This is a genomic window from Enterococcus sp. BWR-S5 (assembly GCF_016745255.1).
In the GTDB taxonomy this organism is placed as follows: domain Bacteria; phylum Bacillota; class Bacilli; order Lactobacillales; family Enterococcaceae; genus Enterococcus_L.
In genome coordinates, this window is record NZ_JADOEQ010000003.1 from 220772 (window position 1) to 242446 (window position 21675).

Here is a 21675-nt window from a genome sequence, read left to right on the forward strand (position 1 = left end):
AAAGAAGACAATCTCCCCCTATCATTTATTATTACTTTCAGCATACCATACCAACAATTATGAAAGATAGTTCTTTTGGGATGGAAAAAAGGAGAAAAACTGTTTTTATCCAGCTTTTCTCCTATCTTTGTTAATCATTCTTCATTCAGCAAGCTCTCTTCGCTGCTTCATTTCTTTGTTTAGCTTTTTATGGGCTTTCTTTGAGCCGCGGGCTAAGTCCTTTTTGTATTTTCGGTCAGCAAAGTCTTCAAACAACGTATCCAGGTCATACCCCATTGGATATAGCTCTTCTGCTGTTGATACTAGTGTTAGTCGTCGTAAAGGAACTTCGAGCATTTCCTTTTCAAGATAAACATTTGCTTGATAATCATCTATTGGCTCGTAAAACAATCCAATTTTTCCGGTGTCATTCACACGTATACGATCCCCTTTAGAGAAATCATATACCTTAGCTGCGGTGATAGCTTGTTGTGGTTGAGTTGTTGGCTGGAAATCTTGCTTTATTAAATCATAGGATCGGTTTTCCAAGTATTCAGCTGCATTCGCTAGAACACGTTCGTTGATTTTCATTTTATCAGCAATCCAGAATGCGTGACTTTCACCGGTCTCACCTAAAAGCAGCTTGTATTTCGGTGTCAGTGTTTCAGCATCAAATGCCATTCCGGCAGTAGTGAAATCTTCATGCTTTACTGCAAATTCTTTGATTTCGCCAAAGTGAGTGGTTGCAATTACCAAACTACCCTTTCTATACATCTCCTCCATCAAAGCAATAGCCAATGCGGCGCCTTCATTTGGATCTGTTCCACTGCCGATTTCGTCTAAAAGAACGAGTGTATGCCGCTTCACTTTTTTGATGATTTCTGAAAGATTTTGCATATGCCCGGAAAATGTACTTAAGGAATTTTCCAAGCTTTGTTGGTCACCGATATCGATAAAGATGTCATCAAAGACAGCAATATCGGTTCCTTCACCGCTGGCAACTAGAATTCCTGTCATTGTCATCAAGGAAACTAATGCAACAGATTTCAGTACGATTGTTTTACCACCGGCATTCGCTCCTGTAATGATTAGGGCGCGATTGTCAATGCCAAGGTTTAAGGTTAGCGGAACTGGACTATTTAACAGAGGATGCTTCACCTGATTGAAAATAATACGTTCCTCTTTATTAATCTTTGGTTTCTTCCCGTCAATTACCCGACTATATTTTGCTCGTGCAAAAATGACCTCTAGTTCAGTGACTACGTCAATACAATAGGTGATTTCTGACATTCGCTCTCCAATTAATCCGGTCAGGTAAGCAAGAATTTGATATACTTCACCTACTTCAGCTGCCTTTTCCATAATTAATTGATCATTGTATTTTCTTACTGTTTCAGGTTCAACAAAAACGGTTGTTCCTTTGGAGGATTGATCGACAATCGTCCCACCAATTTTTTGCTTGTATTCTGCTTTTATTGGAACTGTATAGCGATCATCCTTAATTAGGATTAGGCGGTCCTGCAGCTTCGCTTGATTTTGGCTGTTGGCCATAAATTTCCGTAAGCGCTGATCGATTTCCTTTTCCAGCTTGGCAATCTGATTTCTAATTTGCTTCAATGCTTTTGAGCTTTCACTTTTGACTCTGTTTCCCTGAATAAACTCGTAAACTGTTGCATCTACTTGAGAAAAATCAGTTAAGTCATTGGTATAGGAATATAAAATTGGTGTCTGATATTTATTTTTTTCAAATAGCTTAGCAATTAAGCGGAAGCTTCTCAAAAAGTCCGCATATTCTATTAATTCTCCGGGCTCTAAAACCATACCCTTGTTTATTTGATTCGTCAGCTGTTCAACTCTTGTTAAGCCCATAAAGGGTACATGTTGTCCACTGGCTAAAATTGTGATTGCTTCCTCTGTTTCATCCAACCATCGTTGAACGGTTGGTAAAGAAGAAGATGGTTCTCTTTTTTCAATGGCCTTTTTAGCAAAATTACTGAAGGCATATTTTTTTAATTCGTTTTTTATTGTATCAAATTGTACTGCTTGATAGATTTTATTATTCATGATATCCATTCCTTTCATCAGAAGAGATACCTGACATGATGTCAACAAAATTTGTTCAAAAAAAGGGTAAGGCAATCATCAATCTGAAAATTGCCCTACCCATTAAATTCGAATGAAGTGGCACATAAAAACAATTACTCAGCAAAGCAAACTCTTACAAACATCTACGAATGTTTTATGAATTTGTGCCGAATTTTTGTTTGTGCACCTACTAATTACTCTTTATTTGACAGGTATCTCATGAGCATGACAAATAAGCATCTCTTATTCATCTATTAAATTGCTTAGTTAGATACCTAAAACACTCACCAAAATACCTCATTTCTTCTATTGAACAACTTTGTTCACAAAGACTATTATACTTAAAATGGAAAGAAATGCAATCTTTTATTTTATAAAAAGTAATTACTTAAAATCATTCTAAGCTTCGTTACTTCCTTTCATGCTCTTCTAAACCATAGACTGTTCACAATCTCTCTTATGTAATCTTCCCTGCTTGACTGCTTTCAACCGTTCCTCTTTTAACAGTCGTGAGCTATACCGTAAAAGCTTTGATACTGGCATTTCTCCCCTAGTTCAATGCAGTTGCTTTCTCCTTTGAAAAACCATGGATAGATTGATTTTATTGAATAAGAAAACAACAGATATTTTCTATAATATCTCCCCTCATTTTCTTTGACTTCTTAATTATTTATTACTATAATGACCTATCATACGTGCTGGAAAGAAGGATAAAAATGGTTGACTTTAAGATGCTTGCAATGATTTTTGTGATTAATTTCGCTTATATTACCCTGAACACCATACGATTTATGTTGACGATGAAGGGGTATAGAGTGCTCGCTCCAATTGTGAGTATGGCTGAAATCACTATTTATGTATTAGGCTTGAGTATGGTCTTAAATAGACTGGACGAGCCCCTAAATCTATTAGTGTATGCTTTAGGGTATGCAGTCGGTATCAGTGTAGGCATTAAGATTGAGGATCATCTGGCACTTGGCTATATTATGGTTACTGTCATTCTTCCCTCGACTACAAAGCAGTTAAACCTCCCTGATAATTTGCGTTCAAACGGATACGGTGTTACTGAGAGTGTAGCAATGGGACGTGATGGTGAACGGCTGGTCTTGGAAATACTGTCTCCGAGAAAAAACGAACGAAAACTTTATCGGCTGATTAATGATATTGAACCTCGAGCCTTTATCATTTCCTATGAACCCAAATATATTTCCGGTGGTTTTTGGACAAAGAAAGTAAGAAATCGAAATTAGCTATCCCCTATTATTTTCCTAATAAAACAGCGATTCATCATCTCACAAGCAGATGAATCGCTGTTTTTGTCTTTGCTTTGCCTTCAGGCTTTCCAAATAGCAAAATATTTGTTAAAATACATGTAACGACTTAGTGACAAGGAAGGAGGTTACTTTATGTTTATCTATGTTGGCTGCTCCGGAGGAATGACCTCAAGCATGTTTTGTCAAAGAATTGTAAAAGCAATCGATGCTGTTGAATCACCACTAAAAGCAGTCTTTGATGATATAGGAACTATCATACGGAGAAAAAAAGAATTTGAAGGAAATTATGATTTAGTATTTGCTTATGGTGGAATCAATTATATTCAAGCATACAATGCCTATGACTTCGGTACAATTTTTGACGTTGTCTTCGTTTCTCCGCAGATGCGGCATATGACAAAGAGCAAACAGGAAATTTTAAAGGATTATCCGGTTATCGTCAAGGATATTGAAATGAAAACATTTGGAACTATGGATGGTCCTGTGGCCTACAATAATTTATTGGACGAACTAATTGGGATAGACTATGAACGCTCCTATGTCTCTTCAAGACACCCTGAAACAAAAAATGGTGACAAAAACATTGAGTTGCTTATACTCGGTGCTGATCAATCAGATTCCTTTTTCACCTCATTTTTTAGTGTCTGGGAGTCCCTTGAGCTACGAGTCCTTACAGAGAGCTACTCTTTGGAGTCACTCTACGATTTTCATCCAAAGAATGATTTTGATGTTCGAGTATTATTTGGCAGTTCGGATTTGATTGTTAAGGAGGAATTTGCTAAACTTTCCAGAAGAATTGATGCTGTGCTGATCGTTCCCTTTTCTAATCCTGTACTTGAAAAGAAAAAACAATGGTTCAATGACTATGACATTCCTGTATTTGTCTTTGAAGCCACCTGTCTTGCAATAAAAAACGGTGAAGCAGAAGCTCACCGTTTCGAAACAATACTTAATGGTCTTGTTTATAATTCAGAGTATACAAGAGAAATTAGCTCGGCAGAATGGGAAACCCCACCGCCCAGAAAAATTAGAAAGTCGGCTTTTTTTGGTCTGGTGAGTTGGGAATAAAGGAGCGTTCTGCTAAAGTAACCCAACTATTCCACTTATCTTGGTCCGTAAATACGTATAAAATGAATTCTTTTCCAAAAATGGTCTCTTTGATATGAAGCTGCCTTTGTTCGCTGAAAGCAAGGGCGGCCTTTTTCTCTATTTCAAGAAACTCTAGTGAAGTTCTACCTTTTTTTAGTGATAGGTAAACTGTTTTTTGTTCAAGAACCAACGGAGCTTTCTGCTCTTGAGCTGTTGGTATCGGACCGAAAACACGAGTCATTGCTTCGTAGGTAGTCAACCAGACAGTTCCACTCTTCCGAATTTCCTCTTCATGAAATCGCCCTCTAGCTACTGCTTGCCGTAAGGTATTCCCACCTGCCAGCTGCCACTTTTCAGCTGCTTCTGTAAAGGTTAACACTTGTGTTAAGTCTACCATCAATGATTCCCCTTTCGTATTCACTCCACAGTTGAGTTTATTTAGTTTACATAATATAATTATAGTTAATTAGATAACCAAATAACTTAATGATTCCTGATTTGCTAAAAATGTTGTTAAACATTCAAAGTAGAAGTACATTTTATGAAACACACGTTGATTGTGGTCATCAATTTGCTTATACGTTGCTACATAAGTATAAAGCTGTTCATTCGAGATTGAGGTTTCTCTTTGAATTACAGGAGCTAGGAGCTGCCACCCGTCTTCTGTCTTCTTAAGCTGCTCAATCATCACTAGAGATTCAAGAAAAATATTTCTTTTATCTGCTACCCTTCTATTTTTAAGGACTGCTCGGATGATTCTATACGTCTGTGCTGCAAAATAATTACTATCCACATCTCCAATTAGTTCCTGCAAAGGCTGGTAGACCTTTGGCAACTTGTCACCGGATGTCGCTTCCATTGCTGCAAAATAAGAAGCAAAATCAAGTGGTTGACTATTTTTCTGATGAATCGAAACAAATGTCAATTGCTCATTCCCATAAGCTTGTTTTTCAAAAAAGTTATCCGATGAATCAATTACACCAAAAAAGAAGGAATCTTCCGCGCTAAAAAGCTCATCCCACAATGCTTCTCCGAATAAATAGCAGGACTCTTCTACGTTTTCGTCTTTATGTTTTTTAACAAATAACTTGGCTGCTTCTTTTTCCTTCTCAAGTCCATTCGTATTGAAAAAAGGAATCTCCATATAGTAACGTCGTTCTTCTCGCCGAATCAACTGAAAATCAATCATCTCTTCTAAAAATTGCTCAAAATTTCTTTCTTGAAATATTTTTTTCAACTCTCTTAAGATAATTTTCTCTGCTCTGTGCTCGCTAAAGTAAGTAACAATTTGATTGAACAGCGGGTTATTCACTAGTTTTTCTAATTTTTTTTGATTCTTATGTTGAAAATAGTAAGTGACTGTCATTCTTCTTCTCCTAACCTAACATCGTGAAATAATGTGACAATTGTCTTCATTTAAAGAGTTGTCATCAAGCCGGCAGCTTATTCGGAAACTGTGCCATGACATCTTCTGCCTATGTACTGGAAAAACGGGACTTAGCCGTTCACGATCCAAGTCCCGCCTGCTTATTCTGTTAATTAAATGCTGCTGTTAACTGAGGTACAATTTGTTTTTTACGAGAAACAACACCCTTCAGGAAGGAGCGATTATTCTCTAATGTAATATTGAAGGCCTTTTCTACTTTGTCTAATGAATTGCCAAGAACTAATAGCTCAGAATCACTATCCAAAATGTTCGTGATAATTAGGATAAACATTTCGTAGCCGTTGGCTGTGATTTCAGCAGTCATGGCCGCTTCTAATTCCGCTTGACGACTAAGAATATCATTGAAATCAACCGTATTGATTTGCGCGATACGCACATTTATATCTCCAAGAGGAAAGCTTTTTGCATCTAGGTCCAGTAATACTTCTGCTGATTTGTCGCTTAAATTCGTTCCAGCCTTCAGCATATCCAAACCATAGCCATTTAAATCAATTTCTGCAATATCAGCCAGCTCATTAGCCGCCTGTACGTCCTCTTCTGTGCAAGTTGGAGACTTGAACAGTAATGTATCAGAAATAATCGCTGAAACCATCATACCGGCAATCTGTGTAGGGATAACAACATTATTTTCTTTAAACATTTTGAAAATAATTGTACTGGTACAACCTACAGGCTCAGCACGGTAGTACAATGGATCCGCAGTTTCAAAGTTAGCGATTCTGTGATGATCGACTACTGCCAAAATTGTCAGGTCCTTGATATCTGAAACACTTTGTTGAAACTCATTATGATCGACAAGCATGACTTGCTTTGTTTCTGAACCAGCTTCTTCAATAACTCGTGGTGCAGGAACATTAAAATAGTCCAATGCGTATTGTGTTTCTTCACTTGGTGTTCCTAAAGCCACCGGAACAGTGTTCTTTCCTAATTCCTTTTGTAGATAAGCAAAGCTGATTGCTGCTCCGATTGCATCTGTATCGGGGTTTTGATGTCCAAAAACAAAAATTTCTGACATAGTTGTTTTCACTCCTCTAACGTATTGACCTAGAATAACCAGACATGTTTCTCTGTTTTTTTCAGGTCCTGTGTCCACTATCCAATTGATGATTGAACGGGTACACTTTATCATTCATTATTAATAATAACAAAAATTCTAAAAAGAACAACAATTTTATGACGGATTTAGTCTTTATATTCTAAGTTGTAGAGGAAATCTTATTCCATAACCGTATCAACGAATTATTACTTAAATTTTCCTCTAGGATTATCTTTATTCTCGTTCAATAATCTGATATATTTATCCATTTTCATAATCATTCCATCGTCATCATCAACATACAAATTCGTTGGGAAATTATTTTGCATCAGCACTTGCTTTAAAATTTTCTTTGAAGTAAATGTCATCATTATAAAATGAGGATTTTTAAAGGGGAGCAGTTCTAGCTCTTCCTTCTCATAATCCTCAATCAAGTTATCTAAAAAATCGAAAAAGACATGCTCAGCTCCATAGTCCACTACTACTCTATCATTTTCTAATTGTGTTACTTGTTTACAATTGTAGTAGTCTTTTTTCTTTATCTCTTGAATCGTTAGATTTTCATTCCCAACTAATATAATCCACTGCATGAGCTTCCTCCTACTGAGTTACTCAACCTATCTTCTAAATTTGTAAAAGGATTGAAGCCTCTAGTCGACAATTACATGTGTTAAAAATCTGATGGCTCGGTGTATTCAATGTGATGTTCTGATAGACCGTTAGGATATTGATCTTTTGGATAATCCTGTTCAATGATTTCATTGAAGTTACGAATAGTTTCAGATAAAGCTTCCTCAATCGTTTTTCCAAAGCCTACAGCCGCTTCGAAATCTCCATCAAATTTTCTTTTTACATGCAAATCAGTAAGTCCACTAAAGCTTCCTTCTTGATCTTCATAAACTCTTATTTTCATCTTTCCATAAGGTAATATTGAGTGCATCCAAATCACGAATTCTGCAGATACTTTTTCAATTTTTTGTACATTACTCAATTTCAACTCTTTCCACATAAAACAAACTTCCTCTCAACTTTTACCATATTCTGAATGATTGTTCCATCAGGGATAATAAAAACATATTTTCTATTTTTATAATATCCCTTTCGGATAATCTATTGTTTTAGTCTGCTACAAAAAAAGAAAGACTGTATGAGCAACATATCTAGAAGTCACTACTTCCACAGTTTGTTTTACATTCTCCTCGAATAAAACACTTAATTTCCCTTCTAATGAATTTTGATGTTCAAACTTGATTAGTGAGTTCGCTCTTACTAGTCAAGGCTCTATCTCCTCGATTCCCGTCAATCGGTAGAGTGCCTTTTTATTTTCCTCATCACTTTTACGCACATCTTAAATATTCTTACACACAAAAAATATTTCTTTGTATACATGAAATATTTAATCAGTAAATGTTGTTAGTTTGCATGAGAAGGCAATATAATCTGCAAGCCATTGAGAGATGTCATACATCCTACCAGCTGCTATTTCCGTAAAAGAATCTGTTGTGATAACATCTAAGATGTAATTTGTCGAATCACCTTCAAAATTTTTAATCTCCACTTCCAACCCAAACACCTCACAAAATCCAATTTCACCATGAGGTGGCTGTTCATCTGTATCAAACCAAAATTCTGGTATATTTAACTTTTCTTGTAACAAAACAGATAATTGTTCTAAGTCACCTTGAAACACTATTCTTACTCTTGCTTTCATTCCATACTTATTCTCGTTCATAATTAATTACTCTCCTAATCTCTAATTACCTGATGGCAAAAATTTAATTGAAAATCCTTGTTTATTTGGCTTTAAACCTTCAAATCCTGGTGTTTGTGACAATATTTCTCGGAATTGCGGGTTTGCTTTGACACTATTTCCATACAATTCATATAATACATCACTTTTTATATAGAAATCTATATCATAATTAGTTAAATCTATTGGTTGACCAAAAGTACTTTTATTTGGGTTACCAACTGTACCCGTTTTAAATGACCCAGTATATCCAGCCTCAAGATTAGGATCTATCTCACTGAATTGTGGTAATAAATGTTTCTCCGCTAAAATATCCAATTCCCCATGTAATTTTTGAAGTTCTGGATTTAAGGTGTTAACCCCACTGGCTTTTTTAACACCCACTTTATACATACTCTGCAGTTTATTGAACGCATAAACATAGCCAAAATTAATAATTAAATCCCAAGTCCCATCCGATTGTCTCTTGCCGACGAAGTCTTGAATGTGTCCTAGGCCTTGGTAGAACCAAGGGACATCTGTTCCGTTGAATATTCTGTTCCATGTTTCCATTGGTTGTTGATGCGTGTTTCCCATTCTTTGGGGCTCAGTTTTAGTATATCATAGTCTGATTCATCTAAATATTCGCCTACTTTTTTCAAATAAGCTTGTAATTCAGCGTTGTCTAAACGTTTTCCATTATGCTCAATGGACCAAGTGACACTATCGGTGATTTCATCGTAACACTTGATTAATGTGTACTTTTTCAGTTCCTCGTTGCGTTCACTATCCATTTTTGGTTGATTGCGTGTGTTCCACTTCTCATTCAACGGTTGAATCCATGACAGACTCATACGGTCCAGTTCAAAAGTACCGGTACTGGCATTCCATGCGCTGCCCTTTCCTACCTCGGCAATTCCTTGGTTAAGCTGGCTTAATAAGCTTTCAACTTCGGAAAAAATGCCGGCAGAGGAAGCGTTGAACTCATACAGATGCTTCCGCGTCTCTTCTAATTTCGCAATTGCTGCCTGTGTCCGCATAATGCTGCGCTCCAATACCGGGTCAGCCTTTTCCAGGCTATCAATCGCAGCATATTGGGCCTTCAATACTTGTCCTCCCTGTGCGATTTTCTCACTGAGTTCACTTTCCTTCACATCGCAAGTATCCACTGAGCTTTCAAACTCATTCGGGAATTTTTGATGTGCTTCAGTCAGAGCATCGCAAACCATTGTTACTCCGTTGACCAGTGGCGGGTAGACAGTGGTGAAATATAGTTTAGCTGAATCATAGGTATTGCCAGATAGCGGTGCACGCATGAACGCATGGCAGCTATCAGCGAGAGCACCAATGGCCTGGCTATAAGCATTCGCTAATTGTACCGCACTGTTGGTCTGACTTCTGACCTCGGAAAGATACATATCAATACTCATCAGCTGCATCCTCCCTTTGAAACAATACACTTCTTTCATCCAGCAAGTCGTTTTCCTTTTCAACTAAGGTCAGTTTTTCCTGCTGCAGCGCCTCAAATTGTTCCTCCAACTGTGTGAAGCTTCGATGTTTACACTCACGATGTTCTTGCTCACTGTCATGCAAGAATTGAGCTGAATCAGAAGTGTGGAAAACTTCCGACAAATCAGTTAGAAAATGCTGTTCCATTGCGTAGGCATCTTGAATAAAACGTTCTGATTCATCAAGTTTTCTAAAAGAGGTATAGTTTTCTTCTTGTTGTTCATTAATTAATCGGAGCTGTCCATTCAGCTCCTGTTCTTTGTCGGCTATATTTTCTGTCATTAGGGAATCCACCGTCCTAACGGGTTGACTGCATCAAATGCGTTGAAGGCTTCCGCCCGTTCTGCATCCACTCGAGCAAACTCGCTGGCGACTGTTGTAATTTTGCCAATATCTGCATTGAAAGCAGCAACGATAGTGGTCAGGGCTTCTGCTGTTTGTTTAATTGTCTGTTGTGCATTCGTATTGCCGGTAACGGTTGTTTGCCCAGCGGCTACACTAGGTGCTTGAATCGCACTCAAAGTATTTGCCGCCTGACTCATCTGTGCTGCAGTAGTGCTGGCGACACTCATTTTACTATTTAATTCTGTCATATTGATAAACACTCCTTGTTGAAGAGGTTGTGACAGGAGCGATCAGCTACGAGAAACAAGAAGGAACATACGAAAATAGCATTCTTCGTATTTTCGGTATGTTTCAGCTTGTTTCCGAAGTAGTTGCTCCTGGAACACCGTTTTTTCAGAGATGATTCCGATTCAGTGTACCACAATCATATAAACAGAAATTCTCAACATTTTATCAATATGTAAAAAAAAACTGATAAAAAAAAGATATATAATTCTTGAAAGCGATAGAAGAAAATCCCAAAAAAGCTGCAGCACATGATTATCCATATGCTGCAGCTTGACTGTTTATTTATCGATTCAAATAGCCTTTGTAATCATTCACGTGAAGAAGATTCTTCGCATTTGTTACTCTATCTTCTGTAGGTGGTTCAATTCCATCAAGAGGATAATCTAAACCTAAATCATCCCACTTGTATTTACCCATTGTATGGTAAGGAAGGACCTCCACTTTATCTACATTGTTCAATGTCTTGATGTAGTCATCCAAGCGAATCAAGTATTCATCATAATCACTGCGTTGAGGCACAAGCACATGACGAATCCAAACTGGCTGATTGATTTCAGATAGGTATTCTGCCATTTCCAAAATGTTCTCATTACCCAATGAAGTCAACAATTTATGCTGCTTGTTATCGATATGCTTGATATCAAACAGAATAAGATCCGTATACTTCATCAGCTCTTGAAATTGGCTGAAAAATGGCTCTTCTCTTGTAAAAGGTTTCCCACAAGTATCTAAAGTGGTGTTAATCCCTTGTTCTTTGGCTTTCTTAAATAATTCGATCAGAAAATCCATCTGCAGTAATGGTTCTCCCCCACTTACAGTAATTCCGCCTTTGTCTCCCCAATAAGAGCGATATTTCATTGCTTCCGCAAGTACCTCATCGGTGGTCACTTCTTTTCCGCCGGAACCAATTTTCCATGTATCCGGGTTATGGCAAAATTGACATCTCATACGACAGCCTTGTGTAAATACAATAAATCGTACACCAGGTCCATCAACGGTACCAAAATTTTCTGTAGAATGGATTCTACCCTTTACTGCTTCAGTCATAATCTTTTCTCTCATTTCTTAAGAAACAGGCTCTGAACATTCTTAATAATGCCATCCCCTACCTCTTTTAATTAGAAAAGCCCGGAACAAAATTAGTTATAAAATTGTCCCGGACTTCAGTTATTGGTCTAAATCGTTAATTACAGTTTGTCATGTGAAGTTCTTGAAATAACGTCTGCTTGTTGCTCAGGAGTCAAGTCACGGAATTTCACGGCATATCCAGATACACGGATTGTCAGGTTAGGATATTTTTCAGGGTTCTTTTGAGCGTCTAACAGTAATTCGTTTGTGAATACGTTAACGTTCAAGTGGTAACCACCGTTATCGAAGTATCCGTCCATAACATTACGCAGGTTGTCGATTCTTGTAGAATCGTCTTTACCTAAACCGCTTGGATTAATTGTTTGTGTATTAGAAATACCATCAAGTGCACATGTGTATTCTAATCTTGCAGTTGAGTTCAATGATGCTAAAAGACCATTCTTCTCACCTAGGAATTTACCGTCGCGGTAGCTTGGGTTTGCTCCTGGAGCAAGAGGTTTACCGGCACGACGTCCGTCTGGTGTGTTACCAGTCGCTTTACCGTAAACAACATTAGACGTGATTGTCAATAATGAAGTTGTAGGGCGAGCGTTACGGTAAGTGTGCTGACGTTTGATTTGAGTCATGAAGTACTCAAGAATCCAGTTAGCCATTGCATCTGCTTCTTCGTTGTCGTTTCCGTAAGTTGGGAACTCATTTTGTGGTACATAGTCCACTGCTAGTCCATCTTCGTCACGAACAACTTGTACATTACCATGTTTGATAGCCATTACAGAGTCAGCAGCGTGAGAGATACCGGCAATACCAGTAGCAAATGTACGTTGCAAATCACTGTTCATGAATGCCAATTGAGGCGCTTCATAAGCATATTTATCATGCATGTAGTGGATAACGTTCAGTGTATTTACATACAATTCAGCTAACCAGTCCATGATGTCTTTGAATCTGTCGATGAACTCATCATATTCTAAAGTTTCGCCAGTCATTGGACGGAATTTAGGAGCAACTTGCATCTTAGTCTTTTCATCAACACCACCGTTGATTGCATAAAGAACAGCTTTAGCCAAGTTAGCACGAGCACCGAAAAACTGCATATCTTTACCCATTACAGTTGCAGATACACAACATGCGATTGCGCAGTCGTCTGATCCCCAGTTAGCACGTAGTAAATCATCATTTTCAAACTGGATTGAAGAACTTTGTTTCGCAATTTTAGAAGCGAATGTTCTGAATCCTTCTGGTAAATGAGAAGAATACAATACAGTCAAGTTTGGCTCAGGAGATGGTCCCATGTTTGTTAATGTATGCAGGATACGGAAATCACTCTTAGTTACTAATGAACGTCCGTCAAGTCCCATACCGGCAATAGATAATGTTGCCCAGATTGGGTATCCTGAGAATAATTGGTTGTATTCAGGCGTACGTGCAAATTTAACCATACGTAGTTTCATGATTAAATGGTCAATCATTTCTTGTGCTTCGAATTCAGTGATTGCACCGTTATCAAGGTCACGTTGGATGTAGATATCCAAGAATGCTGAGATACGTCCGATAGACATAGCTGCACCATTTTGTGATTTGATTGCACCAAGGTAACCGAAGTATAACCATTGGATTGCTTCTTGTGCATTAGCAGCTGGTTTAGAAATATCGCAACCATAAGTAGCAGCCATTTTCTTCAAGTCAGCCATTGCTCTGATTTGTTCAGAAATTTCTTCTCTTAAACGGATAACATCATCTGTCATCACTTTGTTTCCTGTGTTGCTTAGGTCTTTCATTTTTTCTTGCATTAAGCGGTCAATACCGTAAAGAGCGATACGACGGTAGTCACCGATGATACGGCCACGGCCATAAGCATCTGGAAGACCAGTGATGATTTTATTTTTACGTGCAGCTCTCATTTCTGGAGTGTAAGCATCGAATACACCTTGGTTATGTGTTTTTCTCCACTCAGTAAAAATTTTCGTCATTTCATCGTCAACTTCAAAGCCATTTGAAGTTAAGGAATTGTTCGCCATGTTGATTCCGCCGAACGGCATATAAGCTTGTTTCAATGGTACATCAGTTTGCAGACCAACGATCTTTTCTTCTCCTTCGATCAAGTAGCCTGGTGCATGTGAAGTGATTGTTGCAGGAACGTTTGTGTCCATGTCGTACACACCGTTTTTCTCATGCTGCACTTCAAATAATTCTTGTAGTTTTGTCCATAGTTTATCAGTACTTGGCGCGATAGGTTCTAAGAAGCTGTCATCACCTGTATATTCTGTATAGTTTCTTTGGATAAAATCACGTGTATCAACTGAATGTTGCCATTTTTCGCCTTTAAAGCCTTTCCATTGCTCCATGTTGTGCCTCCTTAAAATATGCTGTTAATTAACTATAACAGCTTTATGTGACAAGTATAACACATAATCTATTTTATGCAAGCCTTTACTTGTTATATTTTTCCTTATTTATGCTATTATTTAAAAAAAGAGTCGTTTATCCTTGATATTACAACGTTTTAATTTCGTGAACATTTTCACTTAATTTTTCTCCAATGAAATTCCCATCTATTTATCTGTTAAAAAAACACACGCATCTGTACTAATACAGGTGCGTGTGTTGTATAATTTTATAGAACAGAGTCATCTTCTATGTCAAGGTTGACTAACTGATGTACCTCTTCAATACCGATCTCGTCTTTTTCATTAATAACAAAGGAACCGTTTGAACTTCTATCATTGATTGGCGCATTCATTGAGTCTATTAACAACCGTGTCCCTTTTTGAGTGATAACCAGCAGCTGGTTCGCTGTTGAGCTTTCATTCATGAAAATTACTCGATGCGGATTACTCTTCAATTCTCTTAGAACCATCAATCCACGTTTTGCACGACCTAACTGATTTAACTCTTGTGCCAGCATGCGTTTCATACTTCCTCGTTGCGTCAGGATTGTAATCGGTGTGTCACCTTCTTTGTACACTAATAATCCATTGACAACAAAATCATGTTCTTTAAGGTTCATGGATTTAACACCGGCAGCTTTTGCACCTACAACCGGTACCTCATCTAGTGAATAACGCAAACCAAACCCTCTATGACTGACTAAGAACACATCCCATAGCTCTTGATCGCTCGTTAAGGTAACATTGACGATTTCATCTGATTCTGATTTCAGCTTCATACAGGAAACTGCTTTACTGCGATAAGTCCGCCAAGGTTCAAAATCAGTCATTTTCGTCTGTTTAATCATTCCCTCTTTAGACATAAGCACAAAGGTTGCTGCAGAGTTGATTTCTTTATATGGATAAACAGCAATGATTGACTCATCGATAGCCATTCCACTAATAGTCTGAGAAATATGCTCTCCAATGTCCTTCCATCTTAAATCAGGCAGCTCGTGAATCGGTCTATAGATTACATTCGCCTTATTGGTAATCATTAATAAATGATCTAAAGTATTCGCTTCCCCGACAAATAGCGGGAAGTCGCCTTCCTTCATTCCCAGCTCTTCAGGTTTGGAAGCAGTATAAGAACGAACACTGCTTCGTTTGACATAGCCTTCTCTTGTAACAGAAACAATGACATCTTCCTGAGCAACCAGGACTTCTGTTTCAATTTTGATTTCTTGAATCTCATCTTCGATTCGAGTCAATCGTTGAGTGCTATACTGTTTCTTCACTTCACGAAGCTCTTTCTTCATGACAGACATCAATTTTTTTTCATCATTTAAAATACTAGTCAATTCAGCTACTTCTTCGTCTAAAGCCTTTGCTTCAGATTCCAACTGTGTGATATCAGTATTGGTCAAACGATATAATTGCAATGTAACAATGGCTTCTGCCTGTGCTTCAGAAAATGCAAACTGAGTCACAAGATTGTCTTTTGCGTTCTTCTTGTCTTTACTGCCTCGAATCGTCACAATCACTTTGTCCAAAATAGACAATGCTTTAATTAGACCTTCAACGATATGCTGGCGTTTTTTCGCTTTTTCCAGCTCAAAACGGCTTCGATTCGTAATGACTTCTTTCCTATGGGTTACGTAACTTTCAAGAATACGTAACAAGCCAACCTGATGCGGTGTCATCTTATCAATTGCAACCATATTGAAATTATAGTTGATTTGCAGTTCTGTATTTTTGAAAAGGTAATTCAAAATACCTTCTGCATTTGCATCCTTTTTCAATTCCACAACCATTTGCAGACCTGTTCTATCTGTTTCATCTCGTACTTCTGCAATACCGTCAATTTTCTTGCTTAAACGGATTTCATCGATTTTTTTCACCAAGGCTGCTTTATTGACTTCATAAGGGATTTCAGAAATAACAATTTGCTGTTTTCCGCCTTTTAAATCCTCAATTCTCGTTTGAGAACGCAGGATGACTTTTCCCTTACCTGTTTCATAAGCCTTTTTGATTTCTTCTTTCCCTTGAAGAATACCACCTGTCGGAAAATCAGGTCCGGGAATATATTCCATCAATTTATCCAGTGTAGCTTTAGGATGATCTATTAAGTAAATCGTTCCATCAATAACCTCTTCAAGATTATGTGGTGGGATTTCAGTGGCATACCCAGCCGAAATACCAGTGGAGCCATTAACCAATAAATTAGGGTATCGAGCCGGAAGAACAGTCGGTTCCTTTTCGGTGTCATCAAAGTTCCAGACAAAATCGACGGTTTCCTTTTCAATGTCCTGCAGCATTTCCCCACTCAATTTGGATAATCGAGCTTCAGTATAACGCATGGCTGCAGGCGGATCTCCATCCATACTTCCGTTATTCCCATGCATTTCAATTAATACTTCTCTAAGCTTCCAATCTTGACTTAGACGCACCATCGCTTCGTAGATACTGCTATCACCATGGGGATGGTAGTTACCCATAATATTCCCTACAGATTTAGCAGACTTCCGAAATGCTTTGTCAAAGGTATTTCCGTCCTTATTCATGGAAAAGAGAATTCTTCTCTGTACAGGCTTCAATCCATCCCGAATGTCGGGCAAGGCTCTTTCCTGAATGATATATTTGGAATAGCGGCCAAAGCGGTCGCCCATTACTTCTTCAAGGGTCAATTCTTGAATTTCCTGACGTATTTCCAAAACCGTCAACTCCTTTATATTATTGAGGAAATCAGGCAGGTAACTTTCTGATTTCTCCATCTTGGAGGTCCGATGTCCATTTCCCTAGCATTCTTATTAAAAGGGAAATGGCTCTCCTTTTGTTCTTTGTGGAAACTAGTTGTTGTAACACACAGCGACTGTCATAACAGAGCTGATGTGGCACAATACAAGGCGACTTCAGGAGTGTTGCTCCCTCAATCTTTGCTGGTTTCTCCATCATTTCATGTACCACGATGGTTTAAACCTACCTTCGTCTATTCTATATCAAATAAAGTGATTTCCTCACTTAGTTCTGTAGCTGGTTCTTCATTTTCAGAAGTTGGTTCAGCGGCAATCGCTGTTTCATCGTCTTGCTTATCCAGAATGCTGCCCTCTTCTTCTAGCGTAAACTGAACATGTTTCTCAATCCATTCACGTCTAGGAGCAACCTTATCACCCATCAATGTGCTGACACGACGCTCAGCCTTATCATCTTCATCAATATTGACACGAATCAACGTTCTTGTCTCCGGGTTCATCGTTGTTTCCCACAACTGATCTGCATTCATTTCGCCAAGACCTTTATACCGTTGCAGCATATAGCCTTTACCGATTTTTTTCGTAGCTGCTTCCAGCTCTTCATCTGTCCAGGCATATTCAAGCACTTCTTTTTTACCTGATCCCTTGGAAACTTTATATAGAGGCGGTAAAGCAATGTAGACTTTACCTGCTTTAATCAATTGCTTCATATAGCGATAGAAAAATGTCAGCAGCAAGACCTGAATGTGTGCCCCATCGGTATCCGCATCAGTCATGATAATGACTTTATCATAATTACAATCCTCTACTGAAAATTCAGCACCGACGCCGGCACCAATTGTATAAATCATTGTGTTAATTTCTTCATTTTTAAGAATATCCTGCATTTTAGCTTTTTCAGTATTCAAGACTTTACCACGTAACGGAAGAATTGCTTGGAACTTTCTATCCCGTCCTTGCTTGGCAGAACCTCCGGCGGAATCTCCCTCGACAAGATACAGTTCATTTTTCTTAGGGTTTCGCGATTGTGCGGGTGTCAGCTTCCCTGACAGAAGAGACTCTCCCTTTTTCTTCTTCTTCCCATTACGGCTTTCTTCTCTGGCTTTACGAGCAGCTTCTCTGGCCTCTCTAGCCTTAATTGCCTTACGGATCAGCATTTGGCTCATATCACTGTTTTCTTGCAGATAAAAGACCATTTGCTCTCCAACTGCTGTGTCTACCGCGTTTCTTGCAAGCGGTGTTCCCAATTTTTCCTTGGTTTGCCCTTCAAATTGAAGTAGATTTTCAGGAACTCTGATAGAAAGGATTGCAGCTAAGCCTTCACGGAAATCACTGCCCTCCAAATTTTTATCTTTTTCTTTCAAAAGTCCAACCTTACGAGCATACTCATTATATGCTTTGGTCATAGATATCTTCATTCCAACTTCATGGGTCCCGCCATCTTTTGTTCTTACGTTATTAACAAATGATAGGACATTTTCAGAAAATCCATCGTTGTACTGATAAGCCAGTTCAACCTCAATCCCGTCTTTTTCGCCTGAAAAGTAAATGACAGGTGTCAATGAATCCTTGTCTTCATTTAGATACTCAACAAACTCCTTAATTCCTTCTTCATAGTGAAAAACTTCTTCTTTAGGCTCATCTTCTCTTAAATCCGCTAAAATAATTCTAACGCCTCGCAGAAGAAACGCAGACTCTCTTAAGCGACCTGCTAAGGTTTCATATGAAAATTTCGTTGTTGAAAAAATACTGGCATCTGGAAGAAAAGTAACGGATGTTCCGTTTTTCTTTTTCGTCTTGCCCAGCTTCTTCAATGTGCCAACTGGCTTTCCGCCATTTTCGAACCGTTCCATATATTCAGTGCCATCACGTACTATGCGAACTTCCAGCCACTCAGATAGGGCATTCACTACGCTGGCACCCACACCATGAAGACCTCCAGATGTTTTATAGCCACCTTGACCAAACTTACCACCTGCATGAAGTACAGTAAAAATTACCTGAACAGTCGGAATCCCTGAAGCATGCATTCCGACCGGCATCCCACGACCGGAGTCTTCTACAGTCAAACTGTTGTCCTTGTTTATTGTTACTTTGATTTCGTCTCCATATCCGGAAAGCGCCTCGTCAACTGCATTATCTACAATCTCATAAACCAAATGGTGCAGTCCACGGCTATCCGTTGAACCGATATACATTCCCGGCCGTTTTCTAACAGCCTCAAGTCCTTCTAGCACTTGAATGGATGAATCGTTATACTCATTATTTACCTTCTTTACCAAAGAAAAAACTCCTTATACTTGGATTCTCACAGCATCAAGCCGCATCATTACAATAATACTCTAAAAGCTCTCAAAAAAAAAGAGCTTTCCGCCTCGGCTGCTCTTTCTTAATAATATACGCAGAACAATTAAGAAGACATTTTTGCAAGTTCAATTTTAATGCAACGATTCATGATGATATCATGTCTTCCTGCATTTTTCAACAGCTCCGCCGCCTGATCGTTTTCCAAACCTAATTGTGCCCAAAAAACTTTTGCATCTGTCTTTAGAAACTCCTCAGCAACCTCAGGTAAAAATTCACTTCTTCTGAAAACATCCACAATATCAATTGTTCCCGGGACTGAGACCAAATCAGGATAGACCTGCTCACCTAAAATTTTCTGACCTGCCAACACAGGATTCACGGGAACAATCTCATAACCTTGTTCCTGAAGCAACACAGCAATTTGATAGCTTGTACGATCTTCTTTATTACTTAATCCGACAACTGCGATTCTTTTCGCCTCTCTCAGGTAAGAAAAAATTTGTTCATCTGTTGGATTCTGAAATGTCATACTTGATCATCCCACTTTCTTATTTAATAGAAATACGTTCAACTGGTTCTTATCAACATATATTAAGATAGCATTTTTTTGTGATTTTGAAAATGATTTCCTTTCTAATTGCATATGAAAAAGAAAATCATTTTCTCGATATGGATAGGATTTATGCGCTCATTTTCCTCAACCGCCATTACCAGTATTACTTGGCAATGAAAAATTCATGATTGTTCCCGAAATTTTTTCATGATAAAATGAACATTAGTTTGAATAAAGAAAGGGGCAAACATATGAAAATAGCAGCATTGCTACTCATTGCCTATTTATTAGGCTCAATCCCATCCGGGGTTTGGGTCGGAAAAATTTTTTTTGATAAAGACATTCGCCAGTTCGGCAGCAACAGCATGGGAACAACCAATACTTTCCGAGTATTAGGAAAAAAAGCCGGGATTGCTGTTCTGTTGATGGACATTTTAAAGGGAACCCTCGCTACATGTCTGCCGATGATTTTCAATCTACCCGTTAATCCTTTGATTTTTGGTGTAGCGGCAGTTTTGGGTCATACATTCCCAATTTTTGCTAACTTCAAAGGCGGCAAAGCGGTCGCAACCAGTGCCGGCATGATTTTAGGATACAGCCCGCTGTTCTTCGTATACTCTGCTACCATTTTTGTTGTTACATTGTTTATCTCAAGTATGGTCAGTGTTACGAGTATGGTCAGCGCAGTATTAATTACACTTTCCACGATTATATTGCCATTTGTTTGGCCAGCTGTTTTACCGCAGTTTGATTGGTTGCTAACCACAATAGCAGCTGCCTTAACTGTTTTTATCTTCATTCGCCACAAAGCCAATATTGGTCGAATTAAAAATGGCACCGAGAACCGAGTGCCTTTTGGTTTGAATAAGAAAAAAGATTAGCTTAAATAGTAAAGCATTGCCTTCAGTTGACTCAAAATCAATTCAGGCAATGCTATTTTTTCCTCTATTTTACAGAAATTGTATAGCTTGTATTGAAAAGCTCTTTTGGATTCAAGCGATTGACAGCAAATTTATCAACTAATTCACCGTTGCTATCTACCTTATCAGCAATTCCCCACCAAGGCTCAATACACACAAATGGTGCTTCCACTCCATAAGGTGACCAAACACCGACAAATGGAATATTGTCATATTTTAAGCTGATACTGTGATTACTTTTATCTGTCTTGAAAGCAATCTCTGTTTTTCCAGGTGTCTCATAAATTAGAGCATCCTTCTCAAAAAGCTCACGTGTTAAATCGTAATCTACACTTGTTTGCCCTAATGTTTTATTGGCTAAGTCAACAAACGGTCCATTTAACGGCAGTTGAATTCGATCAACTTTAGGTTCAAAGGAAAGGTAGTAATCTGTAAAGGCTAATTGTTCCTCTAAAGGAATATTGAATGCCGGATGTCCACCGATTGAAAACAGCATTTCCTCTAATCCTGTATTTATCACTTGGTAACCAACAATGATTTCAGCATTTTCCAATGTATACGTCAGAACCAATTCAAAATCAAAAGGGTAGATTTCTTTTGATTCTTTGGAGCTTTTTAGGGAGAGCGCAACCATTTCAGGTCCTTTTTCAATAACTTCAAAAACTTGGTCTCGAGCAAATCCGTGCTGTCCCATTGGATACGTTTTTCCTTGATAACGATAACTGTCATCTTTTGAACGTCCGACAAAAGGAAATAGCACTGGCGCATGTCTTCCCCAAAATTTAGGGTCTCCTTGCCAAATGTACTCCAAACCAGTCTCTTTTGCCTTTAAACTGATGAGCTCTGCGCCTTCTTCGGCGATTGTTGCGATAAGTGCTTCATTTTCAATAATAACGGTCATTGTTC

General features: G+C 38.3%; 20 protein-coding genes. 3 read left to right on the forward strand and 17 right to left on the reverse strand.

The features are described 5' to 3' along the window. Positions 1-141: 141 nt before the first annotated feature. Complete coding sequence (locus IW510_RS05845) at positions 142-2043, reverse strand: endonuclease MutS2 (RefSeq protein ID WP_202057765.1); 1902 nt, start codon at positions 2041-2043, stop codon at positions 142-144. Positions 2044-2780: 737 nt separating this feature from the next. Here IW510_RS05845 and IW510_RS05850 point away from each other — a divergent pair. Both IW510_RS05850 and IW510_RS05855 read left to right on the forward strand, forming a co-directional pair. After that, positions 2781-3314, forward strand: a complete 534-nt coding sequence (locus IW510_RS05850) for a DUF2179 domain-containing protein (protein WP_202057767.1) — start codon at positions 2781-2783, stop codon at positions 3312-3314. Positions 3315-3470: 156 nt separating this feature from the next. Next, entirely contained in the window at positions 3471-4406 is a 936-nt protein-coding gene (locus IW510_RS05855) for a PTS sugar transporter subunit IIB (RefSeq protein ID WP_202057768.1), read from the forward strand. On the opposite strand, the gene IW510_RS05860 is transcribed toward IW510_RS05855, so the two are convergent. From IW510_RS05860 to IW510_RS05930, 15 genes are all read right to left on the reverse strand, one after another. Next, complete coding sequence (locus IW510_RS05860; RefSeq protein ID WP_202057769.1) at positions 4366-4824, reverse strand: helix-turn-helix domain-containing protein; 459 nt, start codon at positions 4822-4824, stop codon at positions 4366-4368. The genes IW510_RS05855 and IW510_RS05860 overlap by 41 nt on opposite strands. Before the next feature lie 69 nt (positions 4825-4893). Beyond that, the gene (locus tag IW510_RS05865; RefSeq protein ID WP_202057770.1) at positions 4894-5793 is read right to left on the reverse strand and encodes a DUF1803 domain-containing protein; all 900 of its coding nucleotides are present in this window, start codon (positions 5791-5793) and stop codon (positions 4894-4896) included. Positions 5794-5962: 169 nt separating this feature from the next. After that, a complete protein-coding gene (locus IW510_RS05870) occupies positions 5963-6889 on the reverse strand; it encodes a manganese-dependent inorganic pyrophosphatase (RefSeq protein ID WP_202057771.1) in 927 nt (308 codons plus the stop codon). Positions 6890-7116: 227 nt separating this feature from the next. Next, positions 7117-7500 carry a hypothetical protein gene (locus IW510_RS05875; protein WP_202057772.1) on the reverse strand — a complete coding sequence of 128 codons (384 nt, stop codon included), beginning with the start codon at positions 7498-7500 and terminating at the stop codon, positions 7117-7119. Between the two features lie 80 nt (positions 7501-7580). Next, on the reverse strand, positions 7581-7919 hold the full coding sequence (locus IW510_RS05880) for a hypothetical protein (protein WP_202057773.1): 339 nt from the start codon (positions 7917-7919) through the stop codon (positions 7581-7583). A 387-nt stretch (positions 7920-8306) separates the two neighbouring features. Beyond that, positions 8307-8642: a hypothetical protein gene (locus tag IW510_RS05885; RefSeq protein WP_202057774.1), complete on the reverse strand. Its 336-nt coding sequence runs from the start codon at positions 8640-8642 to the stop codon at positions 8307-8309. A gap of 21 nt (positions 8643-8663) precedes the next feature. Beyond that, positions 8664-9044, reverse strand: a complete 381-nt coding sequence (locus IW510_RS05890; protein ID WP_202057775.1) for a hypothetical protein — start codon at positions 9042-9044, stop codon at positions 8664-8666. Between the two features lie 107 nt (positions 9045-9151). Next, positions 9152-10069 carry a T7SS effector LXG polymorphic toxin gene (locus IW510_RS05895; protein WP_202057777.1) on the reverse strand — a complete coding sequence of 306 codons (918 nt, stop codon included), beginning with the start codon at positions 10067-10069 and terminating at the stop codon, positions 9152-9154. After that, entirely contained in the window at positions 10059-10430 is a 372-nt protein-coding gene (locus IW510_RS05900; RefSeq protein WP_202057779.1) for a DUF3958 family protein, read from the reverse strand. The genes IW510_RS05895 and IW510_RS05900 overlap by 11 nt, the downstream gene beginning before the upstream one ends. Then, the gene (locus IW510_RS05905; protein WP_202057287.1) at positions 10430-10741 is read right to left on the reverse strand and encodes a TIGR04197 family type VII secretion effector; all 312 of its coding nucleotides are present in this window, start codon (positions 10739-10741) and stop codon (positions 10430-10432) included. Before IW510_RS05905 ends, IW510_RS05900 begins: the two co-directional genes overlap by 1 nt. Positions 10742-11063: 322 nt before the next feature. Continuing rightward, complete coding sequence (gene pflA / locus IW510_RS05910; RefSeq protein WP_202057785.1) at positions 11064-11828, reverse strand: pyruvate formate-lyase-activating protein; 765 nt, start codon at positions 11826-11828, stop codon at positions 11064-11066. Between the two features lie 140 nt (positions 11829-11968). Beyond that, complete coding sequence (gene pflB / locus IW510_RS05915; RefSeq protein ID WP_202057787.1) at positions 11969-14215, reverse strand: formate C-acetyltransferase; 2247 nt, start codon at positions 14213-14215, stop codon at positions 11969-11971. 269 nt (positions 14216-14484) lie between these two features. Beyond that, positions 14485-16950 carry a DNA topoisomerase IV subunit A gene (parC, locus tag IW510_RS05920; RefSeq protein WP_202057922.1) on the reverse strand — a complete coding sequence of 822 codons (2466 nt, stop codon included), beginning with the start codon at positions 16948-16950 and terminating at the stop codon, positions 14485-14487. A gap of 275 nt (positions 16951-17225) precedes the next feature. Next, complete coding sequence (gene parE / locus IW510_RS05925; RefSeq protein WP_202057788.1) at positions 17226-19271, reverse strand: DNA topoisomerase IV subunit B; 2046 nt, start codon at positions 19269-19271, stop codon at positions 17226-17228. A gap of 128 nt (positions 19272-19399) precedes the next feature. Then, on the reverse strand, positions 19400-19825 hold the full coding sequence (locus IW510_RS05930; RefSeq protein WP_202057790.1) for a CoA-binding protein: 426 nt from the start codon (positions 19823-19825) through the stop codon (positions 19400-19402). A gap of 275 nt (positions 19826-20100) precedes the next feature. On the opposite strand from IW510_RS05930, the gene plsY reads away from it, so the two are divergent. Further along, positions 20101-20730, forward strand: a complete 630-nt coding sequence (gene plsY / locus IW510_RS05935; RefSeq protein ID WP_202057791.1) for a glycerol-3-phosphate 1-O-acyltransferase PlsY — start codon at positions 20101-20103, stop codon at positions 20728-20730. Positions 20731-20794: 64 nt separating this feature from the next. Here the strand turns inward: plsY and IW510_RS05940 are convergent, their stop codons facing one another. Then, the gene (locus IW510_RS05940; RefSeq protein ID WP_202057793.1) at positions 20795-21670 is read right to left on the reverse strand and encodes an aldose 1-epimerase family protein; all 876 of its coding nucleotides are present in this window, start codon (positions 21668-21670) and stop codon (positions 20795-20797) included. Positions 21671-21675 lie beyond the last annotated feature (5 nt).

Coding starts and splice junctions, on each gene's coding strand:
- IW510_RS05845 (WP_202057765.1), bottom strand. CDS start 2,043: ATGAATAATAAAATCTATCAAGCAGTACAATTTGATACAATAAAAAAC.
- IW510_RS05850 (WP_202057767.1), top strand. CDS start 2,781: ATGGTTGACTTTAAGATGCTTGCAATGATTTTTGTGATTAATTTCGCT.
- IW510_RS05855 (WP_202057768.1), top strand. CDS start 3,471: ATGTTTATCTATGTTGGCTGCTCCGGAGGAATGACCTCAAGCATGTTT.
- IW510_RS05860 (WP_202057769.1), bottom strand. CDS start 4,824: ATGGTAGACTTAACACAAGTGTTAACCTTTACAGAAGCAGCTGAAAAG.
- IW510_RS05865 (WP_202057770.1), bottom strand. CDS start 5,793: ATGACAGTCACTTACTATTTTCAACATAAGAATCAAAAAAAATTAGAA.
- IW510_RS05870 (WP_202057771.1), bottom strand. CDS start 6,889: ATGTCAGAAATTTTTGTTTTTGGACATCAAAACCCCGATACAGATGCA.
- IW510_RS05875 (WP_202057772.1), bottom strand. CDS start 7,500: ATGCAGTGGATTATATTAGTTGGGAATGAAAATCTAACGATTCAAGAG.
- IW510_RS05880 (WP_202057773.1), bottom strand. CDS start 7,919: ATGTGGAAAGAGTTGAAATTGAGTAATGTACAAAAAATTGAAAAAGTA.
- IW510_RS05885 (WP_202057774.1), bottom strand. CDS start 8,642: ATGAACGAGAATAAGTATGGAATGAAAGCAAGAGTAAGAATAGTGTTT.
- IW510_RS05895 (WP_202057777.1), bottom strand. CDS start 10,069: ATGAGTATTGATATGTATCTTTCCGAGGTCAGAAGTCAGACCAACAGT.
- IW510_RS05900 (WP_202057779.1), bottom strand. CDS start 10,430: ATGACAGAAAATATAGCCGACAAAGAACAGGAGCTGAATGGACAGCTC.
- IW510_RS05905 (WP_202057287.1), bottom strand. CDS start 10,741: ATGACAGAATTAAATAGTAAAATGAGTGTCGCCAGCACTACTGCAGCA.
- pflA (WP_202057785.1), bottom strand. CDS start 11,828: ATGACTGAAGCAGTAAAGGGTAGAATCCATTCTACAGAAAATTTTGGT.
- pflB (WP_202057787.1), bottom strand. CDS start 14,215: ATGGAGCAATGGAAAGGCTTTAAAGGCGAAAAATGGCAACATTCAGTT.
- IW510_RS05930 (WP_202057790.1), bottom strand. CDS start 19,825: ATGACATTTCAGAATCCAACAGATGAACAAATTTTTTCTTACCTGAGA.
- plsY (WP_202057791.1), top strand. CDS start 20,101: ATGAAAATAGCAGCATTGCTACTCATTGCCTATTTATTAGGCTCAATC.
- IW510_RS05940 (WP_202057793.1), bottom strand. CDS start 21,670: ATGACCGTTATTATTGAAAATGAAGCACTTATCGCAACAATCGCCGAA.